This is a genomic window from Agromyces archimandritae (genome assembly GCF_018024495.1).
Lineage (GTDB): Bacteria > Actinomycetota > Actinomycetes > Actinomycetales > Microbacteriaceae > Agromyces > Agromyces archimandritae.
On sequence record NZ_CP071696.1, the window covers coordinates 834,481 to 853,945 of the forward strand.

17 protein-coding genes are annotated in these 19,465 nt (G+C 71.7%); 11 read left to right on the forward strand and 6 right to left on the reverse strand.

Features of this window, described 5'->3' with window-relative positions; translation table 11 throughout:
- The first annotated feature begins 33 nt into the window (after nucleotides 1-33).
- On the forward strand, nucleotides 34-1,095 hold the full coding sequence (locus tag G127AT_RS03805) for a LacI family DNA-binding transcriptional regulator (protein WP_210900050.1): 1,062 nt from the start codon (nucleotides 34-36) through the stop codon (nucleotides 1,093-1,095).
- An 11-nt stretch (nucleotides 1,096-1,106) separates the two neighbouring features.
- Here G127AT_RS03805 and G127AT_RS03810 read toward each other — a convergent pair whose 3' ends face one another.
- The 3 genes from G127AT_RS03810 to G127AT_RS03820 all read right to left on the reverse strand — a co-directional run bounded on the left by G127AT_RS03810 (nucleotide 1,107) and on the right by G127AT_RS03820 (nucleotide 3,987).
- Nucleotides 1,107-1,376, reverse strand: a complete 270-nt coding sequence (locus tag G127AT_RS03810; RefSeq protein WP_210900053.1) for a DUF4190 domain-containing protein — start codon at nucleotides 1,374-1,376, stop codon at nucleotides 1,107-1,109.
- A 126-nt stretch (nucleotides 1,377-1,502) separates the two neighbouring features.
- Entirely contained in the window at nucleotides 1,503-3,566 is a 2,064-nt protein-coding gene (locus tag G127AT_RS03815; protein ID WP_210900056.1) for a hypothetical protein, read from the reverse strand.
- A gap of 118 nt (nucleotides 3,567-3,684) precedes the next feature.
- Nucleotides 3,685-3,987 carry a hypothetical protein gene (locus G127AT_RS03820; RefSeq protein ID WP_210900059.1) on the reverse strand — a complete coding sequence of 101 codons (303 nt, stop codon included), beginning with the start codon at nucleotides 3,985-3,987 and terminating at the stop codon, nucleotides 3,685-3,687.
- 127 nt (nucleotides 3,988-4,114) lie between these two features.
- On the opposite strand from G127AT_RS03820, the gene G127AT_RS03825 reads away from it, so the two are divergent.
- The 8 genes from G127AT_RS03825 (at nucleotide 4,115) to G127AT_RS03860 (ending at nucleotide 12,309) form a co-directional block, all read left to right on the forward strand.
- Nucleotides 4,115-5,068, forward strand: coding sequence for an AraC-like ligand-binding domain-containing protein (locus G127AT_RS03825; protein ID WP_210900062.1), 954 nt, complete (start codon nucleotides 4,115-4,117; stop codon nucleotides 5,066-5,068).
- A gap of 166 nt (nucleotides 5,069-5,234) precedes the next feature.
- Nucleotides 5,235-6,368 carry a zinc-dependent alcohol dehydrogenase gene (locus G127AT_RS03830; protein ID WP_210900065.1) on the forward strand — a complete coding sequence of 378 codons (1,134 nt, stop codon included), beginning with the start codon at nucleotides 5,235-5,237 and terminating at the stop codon, nucleotides 6,366-6,368.
- A gap of 34 nt (nucleotides 6,369-6,402) precedes the next feature.
- Nucleotides 6,403-7,212 carry a MoaF C-terminal domain-containing protein gene (locus G127AT_RS03835; RefSeq protein ID WP_210900068.1) on the forward strand — a complete coding sequence of 270 codons (810 nt, stop codon included), beginning with the start codon at nucleotides 6,403-6,405 and terminating at the stop codon, nucleotides 7,210-7,212.
- Between the two features lie 12 nt (nucleotides 7,213-7,224).
- On the forward strand, nucleotides 7,225-7,617 hold the full coding sequence (locus G127AT_RS03840) for a nuclear transport factor 2 family protein (protein ID WP_210900071.1): 393 nt from the start codon (nucleotides 7,225-7,227) through the stop codon (nucleotides 7,615-7,617).
- A gap of 94 nt (nucleotides 7,618-7,711) precedes the next feature.
- On the forward strand, nucleotides 7,712-8,887 hold the full coding sequence (locus tag G127AT_RS03845) for an ABC transporter substrate-binding protein (protein ID WP_210900074.1): 1,176 nt from the start codon (nucleotides 7,712-7,714) through the stop codon (nucleotides 8,885-8,887).
- A 68-nt stretch (nucleotides 8,888-8,955) separates the two neighbouring features.
- A complete protein-coding gene (locus G127AT_RS03850; protein WP_210900077.1) occupies nucleotides 8,956-9,816 on the forward strand; it encodes a branched-chain amino acid ABC transporter permease in 861 nt (286 codons plus the stop codon).
- Nucleotides 9,803-11,611, forward strand: coding sequence for a branched-chain amino acid ABC transporter ATP-binding protein/permease (locus G127AT_RS03855; protein WP_210900080.1), 1,809 nt, complete (start codon nucleotides 9,803-9,805; stop codon nucleotides 11,609-11,611). Before G127AT_RS03850 ends, G127AT_RS03855 begins: the two co-directional genes overlap by 14 nt.
- Nucleotides 11,608-12,309, forward strand: coding sequence for an ABC transporter ATP-binding protein (locus G127AT_RS03860; RefSeq protein ID WP_210900083.1), 702 nt, complete (start codon nucleotides 11,608-11,610; stop codon nucleotides 12,307-12,309). Before G127AT_RS03855 ends, G127AT_RS03860 begins: the two co-directional genes overlap by 4 nt.
- A gap of 2 nt (nucleotides 12,310-12,311) precedes the next feature.
- On the opposite strand, the gene G127AT_RS03865 is transcribed toward G127AT_RS03860, so the two are convergent.
- The 3 genes from G127AT_RS03865 to G127AT_RS03875 all read right to left on the reverse strand — a co-directional run bounded on the left by G127AT_RS03865 (nucleotide 12,312) and on the right by G127AT_RS03875 (nucleotide 15,389).
- Entirely contained in the window at nucleotides 12,312-13,127 is an 816-nt protein-coding gene (locus G127AT_RS03865) for an SDR family NAD(P)-dependent oxidoreductase (protein ID WP_244857723.1), read from the reverse strand.
- A 5-nt stretch (nucleotides 13,128-13,132) separates the two neighbouring features.
- Nucleotides 13,133-14,650, reverse strand: a complete 1,518-nt coding sequence (locus G127AT_RS03870; RefSeq protein WP_210900086.1) for an APC family permease — start codon at nucleotides 14,648-14,650, stop codon at nucleotides 13,133-13,135.
- A 145-nt stretch (nucleotides 14,651-14,795) separates the two neighbouring features.
- Nucleotides 14,796-15,389, reverse strand: coding sequence for a TetR/AcrR family transcriptional regulator (locus tag G127AT_RS03875; RefSeq protein ID WP_210900089.1), 594 nt, complete (start codon nucleotides 15,387-15,389; stop codon nucleotides 14,796-14,798).
- A gap of 178 nt (nucleotides 15,390-15,567) precedes the next feature.
- Between G127AT_RS03875 and G127AT_RS03880 the strand changes: the two genes are divergently transcribed.
- Nucleotides 15,568-17,598 carry a primary-amine oxidase gene (locus G127AT_RS03880; RefSeq protein ID WP_210900092.1) on the forward strand — a complete coding sequence of 677 codons (2,031 nt, stop codon included), beginning with the start codon at nucleotides 15,568-15,570 and terminating at the stop codon, nucleotides 17,596-17,598.
- A gap of 121 nt (nucleotides 17,599-17,719) precedes the next feature.
- Nucleotides 17,720-19,411, forward strand: a complete 1,692-nt coding sequence (locus G127AT_RS03885; protein WP_244857724.1) for an amidohydrolase — start codon at nucleotides 17,720-17,722, stop codon at nucleotides 19,409-19,411.
- Nucleotides 19,412-19,465 lie beyond the last annotated feature (54 nt).

Consider the following 19,465-nt stretch of genomic DNA (forward strand, 5'->3'; position numbering starts at 1 on the left):
GCCAACGCGAGCCGACCGCCGACGCTGCGAGACGTGGCACGGCATGCGGGCGTGTCGATGGGGACGGTCTCGAACGTACTCAATCATCCCGCGAAGGTCAGCGAACAAACGATCGCCCGCGTGCGAGACGCCATCGACACGCTCGGTTTCGTGCGCGACGCCAACGCGAGCTCGCTCGCCGCGGGCGGCTCGCGCAGCATCGGGCTCGTCGTCATCAACCTCGGCAACTCGATGTTCGTCGACGTCGCCCGAGGCGCCCAGACCGCTGCCCACACGGCCGGGCTCAACCTGCTGCTCGCCGGCAGCGAGGACAGCTTCGCGGTGCAGGGTGCGAATGTCGACTCGTTCAACGAGGCCCGCGTGCAGGGCCTGCTGCTCGCGCCGCTGCAGGACTCCTCCTCGCAGACCCGGCGGATGACCCAACGGGGCCGCCCGGTCGTCATCGTCAACTACGACGCGAGCAGCGACCCCGTGTGCTGCGTCGTCGTCGACAACGAACAGGTCGGCTATCTCGCTGCGAAGCACCTGCTCGACTCCGGATGCGAGCGCATCGCCTTCCTCGGCGGCGAAGACGAGAAGTTCCAGCCCGTCCGGCTGCGCCGGAGGGGCGTCCGCCGTGCGATGGCCGAGGCCGGCCGGCCGGTCGCTTTCGAAGAGATCGCCGTCGACGAGCTGACGGATGCCGCCGGGGCCCGCGCCGCGGACGCCGTCGCGGCACGCAGCCCCGGCATGCGCCCCGACGGCGTGGTTGCCGTCACCGACACGGTCGCGGTGGGTTTCATCGAACGCGCACTCGATCTCGGAATCGACGTACCCGGTCAGATCGCGGTGATGGGCTGCGACCGCAACACCTCCGCGCCCGACTGCCGGGTGCCGCTCTCGAGCGTCGCCATGCAGGGCTACGAGATGGGCACCGCGGCCATGCGCCTGCTGCTCGACGAGATCGCGCACACGCCGAACCACGTGCATCAGCGCGTCGTGCTCGCCCCGTCGCTCGTGGTGCGGGCTTCGACGGCCGGGTTCCGGGGCGGGGCTGCGGACTCGCACGGAACCGCCTCGGAAGACGATTCCAGTGAGGTCGTGAACGCGGGCTGAGCGCGCGCCGCTCAGCTGGTGCCGGCGGGCACCGAGCTCATGCCGACGATGATCACGGCGAAGATCACCCAGAGCACGATGGCGGCGACGACGATCCAGCCGATGATGACCGCGGCGAGCGCGAGGCCGCGGCCGCCCTCACCGGTTCGCTTGATCTGCGAGAGGGCGATGTACCCGGCGATGAGGCCGAAGATCGCCCCGAACCACACGAGGATGATCGAGGCGACCGCCCAGGCGTTGGTGGTGCGGGCCGGCGGTGCGGCAGGTGCGGGATTCGACATACTCGCAGGGTATCGCCCGGCATCCGCACCCGACGCGGAAACGAGCCCCGGCGCGCCGCAGCGCGCGCCGGATTCCGCAGTACTCCTCACGAATCCGCGGGTCGAACGCCCGCCCGGCTCCGCGACTCAGCCGGCCTTCGGGCGTCGTCGCCGCAGAGCCGCCAGCGCCGCGCCGGCGATCACCGCGAGCAACGCGGCGGCACCCGGGCCGGCGAGCTCGAAGCCCGCGCTCGCGAGCGTGTCGTCACCGGGAGCCGGCGTCGGCGTCGGCACGGGCGTCGGCGGCACCGGCGTCGGCGTCGGCGTGGGCGTGTCTTCGGGCCGCACGGACGCGCCGTCCTCGGCGCTGACCGGATCGAGGCCGCCGCCGGGGGTGCCCGTCGCGACCGCCCGGCTCTCGAGCGGCACCGTCACGGCGACGGGGTAGGCGAGCACGAGCTGCTCGCCCGGCGCCAGCGCCGCCGTCGACCCCGACACGACCGTCAGCTCGGCATCCGTCACCCCGAGCCCGTCGTCGACGAGCTCGACGGGCGAGAGCATCGTCTCGCCCGGATTGCCCACGTGGTAGCAGAAGACCGCCGGCGCGCCGCTCGCGACGACCAGCTCGTCCTCGCCCGGCCCGGCGGCGCAGGCCGCGGGGTCGTCGCCCGCGACGACCGAGACGGCGAGGGAGACGGCCGGGGTCGGCGACGGCGGCGCGAGGCGCACCTCGGCGTCGTTCTCGTCTCCCACGGGGTCGAGGTCGGGCAGCGGGTCGCCGTTCGCGTCGGAGGGGACGCCCGTCGCGGTCGCGGTGTTGACGAGGTCGGCGTCCGGCGTCGCTACGTAGCCGAAGACGAGTTCGCCGCCGGGCGGCAGCGGCACCGTGTCGTCGCCGGCGACGAGCACCGCGTCATCCTGGTCGATGCCGAGATCGACGTCGTCGAGCCCGACCGGGAAGAGGTGGGTGTCACCGGCATCCACGATGCGGAAGCAATACGTGACCGGCTCGCCCGCTTCGACGACGACGAGCTCGTCGGTGCCCTCGACGCCGGGGCAGGCGCTCGGGTCGTCGCCCGCGAGCACGGTCTTCTCGAGCAGGATGCCGGGCTCCGCCGGCTGCGCCGGAACCGGGACGAGGAGGACGCCCGCGCCCGCCCACGCGCCCGACTCCGGGATGGCGGCGCCGCCTCCCCCGTCGCGGGGCGACTCGAGCTGGATCGCCGTCCACGTCGACCCGGCGGGGACGACGATCCCGAGCTGCACGAGCGCCCACTGCGGCCCGACGTGCCCGCCCGAGTACCCCACGACGGGGAACGTCACCTGCGGCGGGTCGCAGGACTGCATCGGCGGCGTGAAGGGGCGCACGACGCTCTCGACTGCGCCCCATACCGGATTCGGGACGCCGTCGGCACTCACGAGCGCGTCCGCGGCCTGCGGCGCCGTGCCGCTGCCCGTTGCCGTCCAGATCGAACTCACCCGGCACGCCGTCGTATCGTGCTGCGCACCGCCGTGCGCGAGCTGCAGGGTCACCGTCGCGTCCTCGGCCAGCGGGTAGCCCCAGTCGTAGACGATGGTCGACGTCGTCGGGTTCGGGGCTCCGGCTCCGCCGAAGAAGTAGTCCGCGCCCGACTTCCAGAGCACGCGGGATGGCGTCGCGCAGGGCGAGGTGTCGTAGAGCACGGTGACGGTGGCACCCCACCAGACGTTCTCGCCGGGCAGGCCGACGTCGGGCGGCGTGAGCGTGACCCTGTATGCGCCGGGGTCGCCGTCGCCGAAGAGCTCGGTGACGTCGGCGAGGTAGCCGTGGGCGAACGAGGGCATGCCGGGCAGCCCGGTGGGGTCGCGTTCGACGAGGGTGCCCGGCACGGCCGGATCCGACAGCGTGCCGCCGGGGCCGGCGACGCCGACACCGAGGGTGGTCGCCGCCGGGTCGGGCATCCAGACGCCGGCCCATTCGACGACCGCCGTCACGACGGGTCCCTCCACGTCGAGGTCGAAGGCGGATGGGCTGCCGGAGATGCTGCGGTAGAAACCCGAGGCACCCGATGCGACGCCGTAGCAGCCGTCGGGCACCGAGACGACGTCCTCCGCCCCTGCGGCGGGTCCCGGTTGGGGCACGAGCGCGAGTCCGGCGGCGGCCAGCAGTGCAGCCCCGATCATGGCGACCCGGCGGATGCCGGCGCGTTCCCTCGCGATGCTCGGCTCCATCAGGCGACCTCCCCCGTCGTCGCGAGTCAGGCTATCGGAATCCGGCCTTCGTACGCACCGGCCACGGCGACACTGCGGTGATGCGCGCCACAGGGCGCGTCGGGTTCCGCGATACGCCTCAGCCGGCCTGCACGTCCACGAGGCGGATGTCGACGGACTCGACCCACACCGGCTGCCCCTCGAATGCCGCAGCCCGCTCCGGCGAGGTCATGTACGTCTCCTCGAGGGCGCGGAACGCCTCGGCGTCGCCCGGGGCGCTCACCGCCCACACGAACTCGCGGGTCTCGGGAATGGAGTAGGCGAACTCGATCGCGAAGCCCATCTTGGGGCGCACCTTCGGCATCCACTCGTGCCACCATTCGACGAACCGCTCGTAGAGACCCTCGTTGATGACGTATCGGCGCAGTTGCACGGTTTTCACGAGCCCCATTCTGCACGAGGCGCCGCCCGCGCGACACCCGCCCGAAACACTCCGAAGGGAGACTGATAGGATCCCGCACACGGATCGTCAACAGCGTCGTCGCGCTCCGAGAACCCGAGGTGAGCACATGTCCGTCGCATCCCAGCCGCCGAACCCCCTGCAGATCAGCACCGCACGCGACCTGCCCTCGTTCAGCGCCGCCGTCTCCGACTCCTTCGTGCCGTTGCGCGTCACGAGCGATCGCGCCGAACGGTTCCGCGGCGTCATCCGCCAGGCCGCCGTCGACGAGGTCCACGTCGACGAGGTGCGCGCCACCGGCCACGTCGTCGAACGCACCCCCGAACTCATCCACCGCGGCGACCGCCCCTACTTCAAACTCAGCCTCATGCTCGCCGGCACCGGCATGCTCATCCAGGACGGCCGCGAAGCCGCCCTCCGACCCGGCGACCTCGCCGTCTACGACACGAACCGCCCCTACACCCTCGTCTTCGACGAGGAGTTCCGCACGATGGTCGTGATGTTCCCGCAACGCCTCCTCGAACTGCCCGCCGACGCCGTCGGCCAGCTCACCGCCGTGCGCATCGCCGGCGACGCCGGGCTCGGCACCCTCGTCGTGCCCTACCTCACCCAGCTCGCCGGCAACCTCGAACAGCTCTCCGGCTCGACGGGGGTGCGGCTCACCCAGTCGGCCCTCGACCTCGTCACCACGCTCTTCGCCCGCGAACTCGACCTCGACCGCACCGCCGCCGACCCCCACCAGGCCCTCATGCAACGCATCCGCGCCCACATCGACGAGCACCTCGCCTCGTCCGAGCTGGGCCCGGCATCCATCGCCGCCGCCCACTTCATCTCGACCCGGCACCTGCACGGGCTCTTCCAGGCGCAGGGCACGACCGTGTCGACGTGGATCCGCACCCGCCGCCTCGAACGCTGCCGCCGCGACCTCATGAACCCCGCCTACGCCGACCGCTCGGTCGCGGCCATCGCCGCCCGCTGGGGCTTCGTCGACGCGGCGCACTTCAGCCGCGCGTTCAAGGCGCACTACGGGCACGCGCCGAGCGAGGTGCGGGCGGGCTCCTGAGCCCCGACGGCACCCCCCGAACGTTCCACGGGCATTGACCGCCCCGGCACAGCGGTTGACTCGCGCGGCACGAAGACCGCCCAGCCTTGAAGGCGGATCGGCGCCGGTCGCAGCATGGCTCCACCGCACCCGCATCGAGGCGGGCGCATCGGATCCGAGGAGCCGCATGGTCAGCGCCGTCGCCGGCAAGAGCCGCCAGGTCGTCTTCCCCTCGCGGGGCGAGATCACCATCGACAGCATCGAGGTGCCCGCTCCGGGCCCCGAGGGCATCCTGCTGCGGGTCGCGCTCGTCGGCATCTGCGCCACCGACCTGCACCTGCTCGCCGGCGAGATCGGAGACCCGTTCCCGCTCGTGCCCGGTCACGAATTCGTCGGCGAGATCGCCGCCATCGGCGAAGAAGCCGCCGCGACCCGAGACCTCGCGGTCGGCGACCGCATCGCCGTCGAGATGCTGCTGCCCTGCCGCTCCTGCGCGCGCTGCCGCGAGGGCCGCTACAACCTGTGCGAGGCCGACGACCCGGCAACCGCCGGGCATGGCCGCCAATACGGCGTGAACATCCCCCGCAGCGTCGCCCCGGGGCTCTGGGGCGGCTACTCGGACTACCTGCACGTGCCGGGCGAAGCGATCGTGCACCGCCTCGACCCCGACCTGCCGTGGGAGCGGGCCGTGCTCGTCGAACCGCTCGCCGTCGCAAGCCGCGCCCTCGCCCGCGGACGCCTGGTACCCGGCGAAGACGTCGTCGTCATCGGGCCCGGCCCGGTGGGACTCCTCGCCGCCGCGGCCGCGCGGGCGGCCGGCGCCGGGCGGGTGATCGTGCTCGGCACCCGCGACGAACGGCTCGCGCTCGCCCGCCGATTCGGAGCAGATGCCGTCGTGAACACCCGGACCGAAGACGCCGTGGCCGCCGCGCGTGCAGCCCTCGACGGACGGCTCGCCGACCTCGTCGTCGAGATCGCAGGCGTCCCCGCAGCGCAGGAACAAGCCCTCGGCCTCGTGCGCCGCGGCGGCCGCGTGGTGCTCGCCGGAGCGTGCGGCGACGGCGCCGCCCTCGCCCTGCGGCCCGACGAAGACCTGCTCACTCGCGAGATCGACGTCCTGCCGTCGTTCCTGTCGGCCGGTGGCTTCGAACCGGCCATCGCGCTCCTCGAACGCGGCGGGTTCCCCTTCGAAGAACTCGTCACCCACCGTTTCGCCCTCGAGGACGCCGCGCGCGCCTTCGCCGTCGTCGCCGGTCGCGAGGGCGGCGTGCTGAAGGCCGTGCTCGACCCGTCGGCCGCGCCGGGCGGAGACGGCGTCTGAGGCATCCGCACCCGACCCCGAAAGAGAGGACCCCATGACCGACACCGCACCTGCACCCGTCAAGGGCGAAGAAGACTGGCACAGCTACGACGAGTTCGCCGCCGGCATCGACACCTACCGGCTGCCGCCCGTCTCGCTCGACGGTCGCGAGCTGACCCTGACCCTCGACGACGGCACGCGGCTCGACCTCGCCTTCGGCGAACGCACCGTCACCTGGAGCGCCGACGGCGCCCTCGACCAGCCCGAAGCGGCGGTCGATCCGTACGACGCCGTCGCCGTGCGCGAGGACGTGCACTTCGTAACCCTTCCCTTCGAAAGCCGCGTGCGGGAGTCGCTCACCGTCGTCATCGGCGCCTCGAGCAATCGAGCGATCGTCGTGCACGGGCGCATCGACGAGGAGGCTCGCGAGGATGTCCCGCAGGTCTCGCAGCGCTTCTGGGCCGCGACGAGCTCCGACGGCGAAGCGAGCGGCGAGATCCCGGCCCCCAGCCGCGACCTGATCGGCAAGCGCAACGTCTACCGGTACAGCCCCGAACATCTCTACGAGCACGTGTACGTCTCGAGCCAGCGCTACGCCTGGCAGTGCCTCGAGGGCGTGCAGCGCGGGCACGGCGACATGGATCTGTCGACCGTGTGGAAGTTCGCCGACGGCTTGTACCTGTTCTGCTTCCGCGAGTTCCGGATCCCCGTCGCGAGCGTCTGGCTGCACGACCTCGGATACGGGCTCATGACGACCGGAAACTTCCTCGGCCTGAACGGGGCCGGCGAGTCCGAGCATTCCAAGGCCGGCGGCCATATCTACCCCCTGGGCTCGGTCGCCTACCCCGACGCCCAGCCCGTCTGAAACGAGGCTCCCATGAGCGAGAACGCACAGACCATCCGCGAACACTACGCGGCGAGCGACCGCGGCGACCTCGGCGGCATGCTCGCCCCGTTCGCCGACGACATCCGATGGACCGAAGCGGCCGGCTTCCCCTACGCCGGGACCTATGTCGGCCCCGAGGCGGTCGCCGCAGGCGTCTTCGGGCGCATCCAAGACGAGTGGGACGAGTACACCGTGGCCGTCGACCAGGTCGTCGACGGCGGCGACACCATCGTCGGCGTCGGCACCTACTCGGGCACCTCGAAGGCGAGCGGGCGGTTCTTCGCCGCCCGCTTCGCCCACGTCTGGCGGCTCGAGAACGGCCGTGTGACGGCCTTCGAACAGGTCGTCGACAGCGCGCTCGTGAACCGCGCCTACGCCGACTGATCACCCCCGGCCACACACAAGCACCATTCACGCACCACCATCGCCGGCATCGTCGGCGCGGAGCCCGGCCGAGCCGGGCGAGAGAGGCAGGACCATGAGAAGCAGACTGATCGGCGTCGCCGCCGTCGCGGCCGCGAGCGCCCTCGTGCTCGCGGGATGCGCCGGCGGGCAGGGCGGCGCGGACTCCCCCATCGTCGTCGGATCCGTGAACACCATCAGCGGCGCCGCGACCTTCCCCGAGGCTTCCGAAGCGGCTGCGGCCGTGTTCGACGCCTTCAACGACGCCGGCGGCCTCGACGGGCGGAAGATCGACTACCGCGCCGAAGACGACAAGGGCGACCCCGCCACCGCATCCGCCGCGGCCCGGCAGCTCGTCGGCAGCGACGAAGCCGTCGCGATGGTCGGCTCGGCGAGTCTCATCGAATGCGAGATCAACCAGAAGTACTACGAACAGGAAGGCATCCTGTCGCTGCCTGGCATCGGCGTCGACACCGGATGCTTCAACAGCCCGAATATCGCACCGGCCAACGTCGGCCCGTTCAACGACCTCACGCTCACCCTGCAGTACGGCTCGGAGGTGCTCGGGATCGACAGAATCTGCGTGCTGCTCGAGATCGCCGGCTCGACCCGCCCGACCTATCAGGCCGCGATCGACCGCTGGAGCGAGACGACCGGAAAAGAGCTCTTCTACCTCGACGACACCGTGCCGTACGGCGCGAGCGACTACACGCCGTACATCGTCAAGGCGAAGCAGGCCGGATGCGAGGCGATCTCGGGCAACCCGGTCGAGCCCGACGCGATCGGCTGGATCAAGGCCGCGAATGCGCAGGGCTGGGATGACGTGACCTACCTGCTCCTGACGAGCGCGTACTCCGAGAACTTCGCATCCTCGGTCTCCGAGGCCGGAGCCGGTATCTACGTCCCCGCCGAGTTCTACCCGTACACGGCGCCGAGCGACATCAACGAGGACTGGCAGACGCTCATGGAGGCCAACGACATCCCGTTGACGGCGTTCAGTCAGGGCGGATACCTCGCTGCGACCTTCTTCATCGAGGTGCTCGAAGGCATCGACGGCGACGTCACCCGCGAATCGGTCGCCGAGGCACTGCAGGCCATGGATCCGATCGAGACGCCCATGCTCGGCACGCCCTACGTCTTCGGCACGGCCGAGACGCACGACCAGCTCACCGCCGGCTGGCCGATCGTGCTGAAGAGCGGCACGAACACGTGGGAGAACGCGGCCGACGACTGGCTGCACATCCTCGATTGATCCGGGGTGGATGCCGAGGGCCTCGCGCCCCGGCATCCACCCGCCCCCTTCGACCCGAAAGGAGCGCCATGCTGCAGGGCGCCCTCGCCGGCCTCGCCGCCGGCGGACTCTACGCGGTGCTCGCCGTGTGCCTCACCCTCATGTCGCGGCTCGTCCGCGTCGTGAACTTCTCACAGGCGGCGACGGGCATGTTCGGCGGCTTCGTCGCCGTGTGGCTCGTCGCGCACGCGGGCCTGCCCATCTGGGCCGGTTCGCTCATCGGCGTGCTGCTGGCCGGGGTGCTGTCGGGGGCCATCGGCTGGATCGCGGCGACCTGGCTCGCCGAGGCAGACACGACGACCCGTTCGGCGATGACGGTCGGCCCGCTGCTGCTGCTGATCTCGCTCTCCTTCATCCTCTTCGGCAACAAGCCGCAGCCGTTCGCGACGATCATCTCGGGGCCTGCGTTCGAGGCCGGCGGCGTCGTCGTCAGCCAGGTCGCCGTCGTCATGATCGTGCTCGCGATCGTCGTGGCTGTCGCCGTGCACCTCGTGCTCACCCGCACACGCATCGGCACGAAGTTGCGGGCCCTCTCGGAACGCCCGACGACGGCGGAGCTGCTCGGCATCCGCTCGAAGCCGCTGTCGATCGGCGTGTGGGTCGTGACGGGACTCATCTCGGGGCTCGCGATCATCATCGTCGCGCCGTCGCAGTCGAACGATGCGACGAGCCTCGCGATGCTCATCGTGCCGGCGACGGCGGCCGCCTTGCTCGGCGGCTTCAAGCGGCTCGACCTCGCGGTCGTCGGCGGGCTCGTGCTCGGGATGCTCTCGGGGCTCGTCGCCCAGATCGACGAGGTCGCGCTCGTGCGCAACTTCCTGCCGTTCCTGTTCATCGTCGTGCTGCTCCTGTGGACGCAGCGGAAGGAGGTGTGGGATGCGGCTCGCTGAGTCCCGCCCCGTGCGGATGCTGTGGCCCTTCGCGGTCGCGGCGGTCGCGATCGTCGCCGGCTACGCCCTGAGCGTGGGCCTCGACGGGTACACCGTCTTCCTCGCCGTTTCGGCGGTGACTGCGGCGATCGCCATCCTCGGGCTCGGGATCGTGACCGGCTCGGCCGGCATGATCGCCCTGTGCCAGCTGACGTTCGCCGCGGTCGGTGCGTGGATCGTGTCGCTCCTGAACGTGCTCGAGGCGCCCGGCGGATTCGTCGTGTGGCTCGTGCTCGGCGGGCTCGCCGCCGGCGTCGTGGGGGTGCTCGTCGGGCTGCCGGCGCTGCGCTTGCGCGGGGTGAACCTCGCGGTGGTCACGTTGGGCTTCGCGGCGGCGGCAGATGTGACGCTCGTGCAGATCCAGTTCCCGGGGTCGAAGGACGGCATCCCGATCGCGCGACCGGAGTCCTTCTCGAGCGATCGCTCCTATTTCTTCTTCTCGATCATCGTGCTCGCCGTGTGCGCGCTGATCGTGTTCTTCCTGCAGCGCAGTCGCTGGGGTTCCTCGTGGAAGGCGGTGGCGTTCTCGGAGCGCGGCACCGCCGCCGTCGGCCAGAGCGTGCGCACCGCCAAGCTCACGGCGTTCGCGGTCTCGGCGGCGCTCGGCGGCGTGTCGGGCGGGCTGCTGGCCGGTCAGGTGCAGCTACCGTTCGCGTCGAGCTTCACCCCGCTGCAGTCGCTCGCGTTGTACGTGCTCGCGGTGATGAGCGGCGCGTATCTCATCGACATGGCGGTGTTCGGCGGCCTGCTGTGGGTGCTCGTGCCGGAGCTGCTGAAACGTTGGGGTGTGCCGCAGGATTGGGGCTTCGTCGTGTTCGGCGTGCTCGGCGTGCAGGCGCTGACGAGCGGCACGAACCTCGGGCAGGGGATCCGGAACCTGTGGTGGAAGCGGGCGGATGCCCGGGCCGCGGCCGCGCGAGTCACGGCGCGCCGGGATGGCACAACGCCGCTCGCGGAGGAGGCAGGCGTGGATGCCGCGCCGTCGCCCGCAGCGACTGCCTCGAGCCCGGGCGTCGACCTCGCGGCCGATCGGCTCGCGGCATCGGCCCCGCCCGCACTCGAGGTGGAGCACCTCACGGTGCGCTTCGGAGCACTGGCCGCCCTGGACGGTGTGAGCCTTACCGTGCCGGCGAACTCCGTCATGGGACTGATCGGCCCGAACGGGGCCGGGAAGTCGACCTTCGTCGACGCCATCGGCGGTTTTCTGCCGAACGCCGAGGGCACGGTGCGACTCGGCGGCACAGAGCTCGGCCGCCGCTCCCCGACGGCCAGAGCGAGGCTCGGTCTTCGGCGCACGTTCCAGCAGGACCGGGTGCCCCCGACGCTCACGATCGACGCCTATGTGCGCTTCGTCGCCGGCCGGCGCGTGAGCGCCGCCGAGGTCGACGACGTGCTCGCCTTCTTCGGCTGCCCGTCGGCGCGCACCCGGCTGACGGGCGTCGACGTCGGCACACGCCGCCTCATCGAGGTCGCCGGCAATGTGCTGGCGGCACCGAAGCTGCTGCTGCTGGATGAGCCGGCCGCTGGGCTCTCGCACGAGGAGCATGTGGCCCTCGGCGCGCGACTCGCCGAGGCCCCGGCCCGGTTCGGAATGTCGATCGTGCTCATCGAGCACGACCTCGATCTCGTGCGCAGCGTCTGCTCGAGCCTCACGGTGCTCGACTTCGGCCGGGTGCTGGCGAGCGGCCCCCAGGACGAGGTGCTCGCCGACCCCGACGTCATCAAGGCCTATATGGGCGAAACGGAGATGCTGTGAACGCGCTCATCCTCGACGGCGTGGCCGTCAGCCGCGGGGCCGGCCCCGTCATCCAGGACGTGTCGCTGGCCCTCGAGCCTGGGCGGGTGACGGCCCTCGTCGGCCCGAACGGTGCCGGCAAGACCAGCCTGCTCGACGGCATCTCCGGCGTCGCACCGTGCTCGGCGGGCCGGATCGTCCTCGGCGACGAATCGATCGAGCGGATGCCTCGGGTGGCCCGAGCCCGGCGCGGCATCGTCCACATCGAGCAGGGCAGAGCCGTCTTCCCCTCGCTGACGGTCCGCGAGAACCTCTCCCTCACCGCCGGCACGCCCGCCGAGATGGACGCGGCACTCGCCCGCTTCCCGGAGCTCGAGAAGCGCATCGATTCGCCGACGGCGCTGCTGTCGGGCGGCGAGCAGCAGATGGTCGTCCTCGCCCGCGCCTTCGCGGCGAGACCCCGCTTCCTGCTCATCGACGAGATGTCGCTCGGGCTCGCCCCGGTCGTGTTCATGCGGCTGCTGCCGGCCGTCGAGGAGATGGCTGCCGACGGAGTCGGCGTGCTGCTCGTGGAGCAGTTCACGAACCTCGCGCTCGGCATCGCCGTGGAGGCCCTCGTCGTCGCCGGCGGACGGGTGAGCTATCAGGGTCCGGCATGCGAACTGCGCGAGCACCCCGAGCTCCTGCACCGCGCCTATCTCGGCGGCGCCGCCGCGTAGCCCTACATCCCCGCGTGGTCGAATGCGAGGGTGGGGACGTCGACGATGTGTGCACCGCCGTCGGCGACGAGCACGGCTCCGGTCATGTACGACGACTCCCCGGAGCCCAGGAAGCGCACGATCGCGGCGATCTCTTCGGGGCGGGCGGCGCGGCCGAGCGGCACGTCGGCCGTCACGCGCGCGTAGGCGGCTTCGCGACCGCCCGTGATGCCGGCTTCCTCGGCGAACTGATCCATCTCGGCATCGGCCATCGGAGTCTGGACCCACCCGGGGCAGACGGCGTTCACTCGGACGCCGTCGCGCCCGTAGTCGCGTGCGAGGGTGCGGGTGAGACCGATGAGGGCGTGCTTGCCGACCGTGTAGCCGGCGACCGAGGGGCCGGCGAAGAGCCCGGCGAGGGACGAGACGACGACGATCTGGCCGCTGGACTCCCGGAGCGCCGGCAGTGCAGCCCGTGCCGTCACGAAGGCCGTCGTCAGGTTCGCCCGCATCGCGGACTCCCATGCTTCGTCGTCGGTCGCACCCACGGAGGCGAAGCCGTTACCGCCGGCGTTGGCGACGAGCACGTCGAGCCGACCGAAACGATCGAGTACGGCATCCATCGCCGATGCGGCTCCGGAGGCGTCGGCGGCGTCCGCGATGACCGGGAGTGCTCCGATCGCCTCAGAGACCTCGTCGAGGGGTTCAGCGCGACGGCCGACGACGGCGACGTGCGCGCCTTCGGCTGCGAAGCGCCGGGCGGCGGCGGCGCCGATGCCGGTTCCGCCGCCGGTGATCATCACGACGCGGCCCTGCACGCCGGCTCCTGCGAAGGCCACGCGCGTCACCGCTCCTCGGCGAACTCCGCCGTGCCGAGGCGGGCGGCGTCGGCGTCGCCGCCGCGACCGATGCGTTCGTAGACCTCGGGGCGCCGGCGGAGGGCGAAGCCCCAGAAGACGGCGGCGATGCCGGGCACGATCGCGATGGCCGGCAGGAGGAAGGTCGTCGCATCGGGCTCGGCCTGGCCGAGGAGCACCGCGAAGTTCGCGATGATGAGGCCGAGGACGACGAGCAGGGCGATCGCCGAGATCAGCGGGGCGATGAGGCGACTGCCGGCGCCGACGCCGCGGGCATCGCGGCGGAAGAAGCCGATGACGGCGATCGAGACGACGGCCATGAGCAGGACGAGGCCGAGCGCACCGGTGTTGGTGAGCCAGGTGAAGAGGGTGATGACCGGGTACGGGCCCGCGGCCGGATCCCAGCCGGCCTCGGCGATCGCGAAGCCGACGATGACGACGACGGCGATGGCCGACTGGGTGAGGGAGCCGGCGACGGGGCCGCCGCCGCGGCCGACGACCGCGAGCCTGGCCGGCAGCACGCCCTCGCGGCCGAGGGAGAAGAGGTAGCGGGCGACGGCGTTGTGGAAGCTCACGAGCGCGGCGAAGATGCTCGTGATGAACAGCAGCGACATGACGTCGACCCAGACGGTGCCGAGGCGTTCGGCGACGAAGCCGAAGAACAGCGGCGGGCCGGCCTCTTCGGCGGTGATGCCGGCGGGGTCGGTGATCTTGTCGACGCCGATGCCGAGGGCCAGGGCCCACGAGCTGATCGCGTAGAAGACGCCGATGACCGAGACGGCCAGGAAGGTGGCGCGCGGGATGGTGCGCTTCGGGTCCTTGGACTCCTCGCCGTAGATCGCGGCGGATTCGAAGCCCATGAAGGCGGCCACGCCGAAGGCGAGGACGGCGCCGACGCCGGGCACGAAGAGCGAGGCCGGGTCGACGGGCGCGGCCGAGAATCCGTCGGCGGGCTGTGCGAAGGCGACGATGTCGAAGACGATGACGACGATGAACTCGGCGGCGACGAGCACCCCGAGCACCTTCGCCGACAGGTCGACGCGGTTCACACCCATCCACCCGACGATGAGGATGCCGACGAGCACCCCGACCCACCACGGGATGTCGGCACCGGTCTTCTCGGCGATGAACGTCGAGACCTGGAAGCCGAACATGCCCCAGATGCCGATCTGCATCATGTTGTACGCGATCAGGGCGACGACGGATGCGCCGACGCCGGTCGGCCGGCCGAGGCCGCGGGCGACATACGCGTAGAAGGCGCCGGCGTTGGTGACGAAGCGGCTCATCGCGGCGTAGCCGATCGCGAAGACGGCGAGGGCGGCGGCGAGCACGATGAAGCCGACCGGCACGCCGGCGATGTGCGTGACCGAGAAGGTGCTCGTGACGCCGCCTGCGATGACGGTGAGGGGTGCGGATGCCGCGACGATGAGGAAGGCGACGGCGATGACGCCGAGGCGGCGGTCCTTCGCGCCCGTCGAGGGCGCCTGGGTGGCTGATGCGGGCATGGGGATCTCCTTCGACGCGGCCGGGTGCCCGTCGATTCTCCGACGGGAGAACGTCTGCGGCTGTGCCGTGCGTGCACGACGCTTGACCGGGCGGGCACGATGGGCCGGGGTGCGGATGCCGTCGCGCACCGCCTGCGGGCGACCCCTACTCCCCCGCGAGCCCGTCGAGGAGTTCGTCGAGCGCGGCCCGCTGCCGTTCGGGGCTCGCCAGTTCGGGGGCCAGGCGGCTCATCGCCTGCAGGCCCGTCATCATCCACATGAGGCGGTCGAGGACGACGGTGTCGGGGGTGGATGCCGTGACCTCGCCGGCATCCCGGGCCGCGGCCAGATGCCGGGCGAGCTCGCCGAGCCAGGCGCACGTGTGCGTGCGGTAGATGCGGGCGAGGCGTTCGTTCGAGACGGCGCGCTCCCAGAAGGCGACGACGATGCGGGCCTCGGTGCGGCGCTCCTCGTCGAGCGGCATGATCTCGGCGGCGAGGCGGCGGAGCGCCTCGAGGCCGGCCAGCTCGCCGATGGCGGCTTCGGCCCGCTCGTTGGTGCGGGCGAAGGCGCGCAGGTATGCGGCTTCGAGGAGTTCGTCCTTGCTCGCGAAGTAGGGCTTGACGGCACCGTTGGCCAGGCCCTGCTCGGCAGCGACGCGGCGGAGCGTGACGGCATCCACCCCTTCGCGCTCGATGATGCGCCAGGTGACGTCGATGATCTCGTCGCGGCGCGCGTCCTTGTCGACGATTCGCGGCATGCGCACTCCTTCGCGGCGCTTTTCGCACCCCTGGGCATCGTAGCGGCGATGAGTTATTCTCCCACGGGAGAGTCAAATGCTCCGACCGTGCGTGCCCGTCCAAGGCCCCGGCGCTCACGGTCAACCGCAGGCCCGGCAGCCCGCCGAGACTGGGAACGCCTGACGCGAAGAGGTTCCGATGACGCACCACGACGACACGACGCACGACCACGGCGCGGCGCACGACGCGCACCGCCACGACGCCCGCACGCACACGCAGACCGCGGTCGCCCACCCGCTCGACCCGCTCACGGCCGACGAGATCGCCGCCGCCCGCGAGATCCTCGTAGGCGCCGGCCTCGTCACCGAGACGACCCGCGTGCCCCAGCTCCTGCCCGTCGAACCGGGCAAGGCCGAACTCGCCGAGTGGATGCCCGGGGCATCCATCGACCGTCGCGTCGACGTCACCCTCCTCGAGCCCGCCACCGGCCGCGCGAGCAAGGCCGTCGTCTCGATCACCCGCCGCACCGTCGACGAAACACGGGAGCTCGCCACGGGCGAAGCGCCCTACGGGCAGCCGCAGTACCTCTTCGAGGAGTACGAACGGGCCGAGGAGATCGCCAAGGCCGACCCTGCCTGGCAGGCCGCCATGCGCCGCCGCGGCCTCGAAGACCGCATGGAACTGGCGTTCTGCTCCCCGCTCGCGCCCGGCTTCTTCAACCGCGCCGACGAGGTCGGCCGCCGGGTCATCCGCTCCCTCACCTTCCTCCGCGACCACCCCGACGACAGCCCCTGGGCCCACCCCGTCGAAGGCCTCATCGTCCACATCGACCTCACCGAGGGCCGCGTCATCCGCGTCGAGGACGACGGCGACGTGCCTGTGCCGGCAGAGGGCGGCAACTACACCCCCGAGGCCGTCGGCCCGGCCCGCACGAGCCTGAAGCCCATCGAGATCACCCAGCCCGAGGGCCCGAGCTTCACCGTCGACGGCAGCGCCGTCGAGTGGGAGAACTGGAAGTTCCGCGTCGGTTTCAACGCCCGCGAAGGGCTCGTGCTGAACCAGGTCACGTTCCGCGACGGCGACGAGGATCGTTCAGTGCTGCACCGCGCGAGCGTTCCCGAAATGGTCGTGCCCTACGGCGACACCACCTCCACCCGCTTCTGGATCAGCTACTTCGACGCCGGCGAATACCTGCTCGGCAAGAATGCGAACTCGCTCGCCCTCGGCTGCGACTGCCTCGGCGTCATCCACTACTTCGACGTCTTCGTCGCCGACGACCACGGCCACCCCGTGAAGATCCCCCAGGTCGTCTGCATGCACGAGGAGGACTACGGCATCCTCTGGAAGCACACCGACCTCGACGGCCGCTCCGACGTGCGCCGCAGCCGCCGCCTCGTCATCTCGTACTTCTCGACCATCGGCAACTACGACTACGGCTTCTTCTGGTACCTCTACCTCGACGGCACCATCCAGGTCGAAGCGAAGGCCACCGGCATCGTCTTCGCCGGCGCCGGCATCCCGGGCGAAACGAACCCGCACGCCCCCGAGATCGCACCCGGCCTCTTCGCGCCCGTGCACCAGCACCTCTTCTGCGCGCGCCTGGACGTCGCCATCGACGGCGAAGACAACACGGTCTCCGAAGTGGATGCCGTCGGCATCCCCACCGGCCCCGACAACCCCTACGGCAACGCCTTCACCTGGACCGAGACGAAGCTCGCCCGCGAGTCGGAGGCCGCCCGCCTCGCCGACCCCACGAAGGCGCGCGCCTGGAAGGTCGCGAGCGCCTCGCGCACCAACCGGCTCGGCAAGCCCACCGCCTACCACCTGCTGCCGCAGGCATCGGCGACCCTGCTCGCCCAGCCCGACTCCACCGTCTACGCACGGGCGACGTTCGCGACCAAGCACCTGTGGGCGACCGCCTTCGACGACGCCGAGCGCTTCCCCGCCGGCGACGAGCCGAACGCGCACGCCGGCGGCGCAGGCCTGCCCGCCTGGACGGCCGCCGACCGCGACCTCGACGGCACCGACGTCGTGCTCTGGCACGTCTTCGGCCCCACCCACATCCCGCGCCCGGAGGACTGGCCCATCATGCCCGTCGACTACTCCGGCTTCATGTTCAAGCCCGTCGGCTTCCTCGACCGCAACCCCGCGCTCGACCTGCCCGACTGGTCGCAGCACGGCGGCGGCGCGAGCTGCTGCAGCGGCGGCGAGTGCAGCTGCGGGCACTAGCCCCGAGTGGATGCCGCGGGGCGCCGCCCCCCGGCATCCACCGCCGCGCTCCCGATGAAAGGACCCGTATGAGCGAGCCGACCCTCACCGACCCCCGTCTCGACCCGGCGCGGAGCCTCGCATGAGCACGGGCGCCGGTGCCGGCGGGCGGATGCCGGTCGCCGATCTCCTGCTGACGAACGCGGACATCCGCACGATGGATCCGGCCCGGCCGCGCGCCGGCCCCCTGGCCGTGGGCGGCGGTCGCATCCTCGCCGTCGGCGACGACGCCCTCGCCCTCCGCGGGCCGGAGACCGTGGTGCGCGACCTCGGCGGCGCGACCGTGCTGCCGGGCCTGGCCGATGTGCACAATCACCACGCCGTCGCCGGCCGCACCGAGCTCTTCGAGCTCTCCGTGAGCACGCAAGCCGGGCTCGAGGAGATCCTGGACGCCGTCGCCGCGCACGCCTCCGGCCTCCCCGAAGACGCCTGGGTCACCGGCGGCGCCTGGGCCTCGACCCTCATGCCCGTGCTGAACCGGGCATCCGTCCGCCGTCGCCTCGACGAGGCCGCCGGGGGTCGGCCCGTCATGCTCGCCGAGGACAGCCGGCACAACCGCTGGGCGAACACGCGCGCCCTCGAACTCGCCGGCATCACCGCCGAGACCGTGCCGGGCGACGGCGGCGTCGTCATGCTCGACCCCGAGACCGGAGAGCCGAGCGGCGTGCTGCTCGAATCGGCCGGCATCCCCGTCGAACAGGCCTTCGCCGCCGGCGGCGGGCTCACCGCCCGGCAGCACCGGGAGGCATCCCGTCGCGGCATCGAGATCCTCGGCTCGTACGGCATCACGGCGTTCCAGGATGCCGCGGTCTCCCTCGAGATCCTCGGCGCCCTCCGAGACCTCGACACCGCCGGCGAACTCGACGCCTGGGTCGTCTCCTCGCTCACCGTGAACGACCAGATCTTCGGCTACGAACTCGTCGGCGAGGGCCTCGTCGCACGCGGCGAGGAGTTCCGCACCGAGCACCACCGGCCGGACTTCGTGAAGATCTTCCTCGACGGCACCCCGCCGGCGCGCACCGCCGCCTTCCTCGAACCGTATCTGCCCGACGACGCCCACGGCGACTGCTACCGCGGGGCGACGACGATGCCGCCCGAGGAGCTCGAGGGGTGGCTGCGCCGGGTCGCCTCGGCGGGGCTGTCGGCGAAGATCCACTGCACGGGCGACGGATCCGCCCGGCTCGTGCTCGACACCGTCGAACGGCTACGCGCCGAGGGCTTCGACCGTGCCAGGTTCCATGTCGCGCACGGCCAGTTCCTCGCCGACGAGGACATCCCGCGGCTGGCTTCGCTCGGGGTGGATGCCGACATCTCGCCCTTCATCTGGTTCCCCGGCGTCATCCCCGAGGCGATCGCGGCCGTGCTGCCGCCCGAGCGGGCCGCACGCATGCAGCCGAACCGCGCACTGCTCGACGCCGGTGCCGTGCTCGCCGGCGGAAGCGACTGGCCCGTCTCGGAGTCGCCGAACCCGTGGGAGGCGATCCAGGGCCTCGTCACCCGTGCCGACCCGCTCGGCCGGGTGCCCGGGACGCTGTGGCCCGAGCAGGCGATCACCCTCGACGAGGCCGTGACCGCGTTCACGATCGGTGCCGTCACGGCGATGGGGCTGGCCGCCGAGACCGGCACGCTCGAGCCCGGGAAGTCGGCCGACTTCACGGTGCTCGATCGCGACCCGTGGGCCGTGCCCGCCGACGAGCTCGTGCGGACGCGCAGCCTGGAGACGTGGTTCGCGGGGCGCCGGGTCTTCGACCGGGCTTCCTCCTGCACCGGTTGAGAGCCGCGCCACCCGCGCCCGCGGCGCTGCCGAGACCGCCGCCTGTGCAGGTCT

Excerpts from the sequence above, each read along its gene's own strand:
- G127AT_RS03875 (WP_210900089.1), bottom strand. The coding sequence starts at position 15,389 with ATGCCGCGAATCGTCGACAAGGACGCGCGCCGCGACGAGATCATCGAC.
- G127AT_RS03825 (WP_210900062.1), top strand. The coding sequence starts at position 4,115 with ATGTCCGTCGCATCCCAGCCGCCGAACCCCCTGCAGATCAGCACCGCA.
- G127AT_RS03855 (WP_210900080.1), top strand. The coding sequence starts at position 9,803 with ATGCGGCTCGCTGAGTCCCGCCCCGTGCGGATGCTGTGGCCCTTCGCG.
- G127AT_RS03830 (WP_210900065.1), top strand. The coding sequence starts at position 5,235 with ATGGTCAGCGCCGTCGCCGGCAAGAGCCGCCAGGTCGTCTTCCCCTCG.
- G127AT_RS03810 (WP_210900053.1), bottom strand. The coding sequence starts at position 1,376 with ATGTCGAATCCCGCACCTGCCGCACCGCCGGCCCGCACCACCAACGCC.
- G127AT_RS03870 (WP_210900086.1), bottom strand. The coding sequence starts at position 14,650 with ATGCCCGCATCAGCCACCCAGGCGCCCTCGACGGGCGCGAAGGACCGC.
- G127AT_RS03880 (WP_210900092.1), top strand. The coding sequence starts at position 15,568 with ATGACGCACCACGACGACACGACGCACGACCACGGCGCGGCGCACGAC.
- G127AT_RS03815 (WP_210900056.1), bottom strand. The coding sequence starts at position 3,566 with ATGGAGCCGAGCATCGCGAGGGAACGCGCCGGCATCCGCCGGGTCGCC.
- G127AT_RS03845 (WP_210900074.1), top strand. The coding sequence starts at position 7,712 with ATGAGAAGCAGACTGATCGGCGTCGCCGCCGTCGCGGCCGCGAGCGCC.
- G127AT_RS03835 (WP_210900068.1), top strand. The coding sequence starts at position 6,403 with ATGACCGACACCGCACCTGCACCCGTCAAGGGCGAAGAAGACTGGCAC.
- G127AT_RS03850 (WP_210900077.1), top strand. The coding sequence starts at position 8,956 with ATGCTGCAGGGCGCCCTCGCCGGCCTCGCCGCCGGCGGACTCTACGCG.
- G127AT_RS03885 (WP_244857724.1), top strand. The coding sequence starts at position 17,720 with ATGAGCACGGGCGCCGGTGCCGGCGGGCGGATGCCGGTCGCCGATCTC.
- G127AT_RS03840 (WP_210900071.1), top strand. The coding sequence starts at position 7,225 with ATGAGCGAGAACGCACAGACCATCCGCGAACACTACGCGGCGAGCGAC.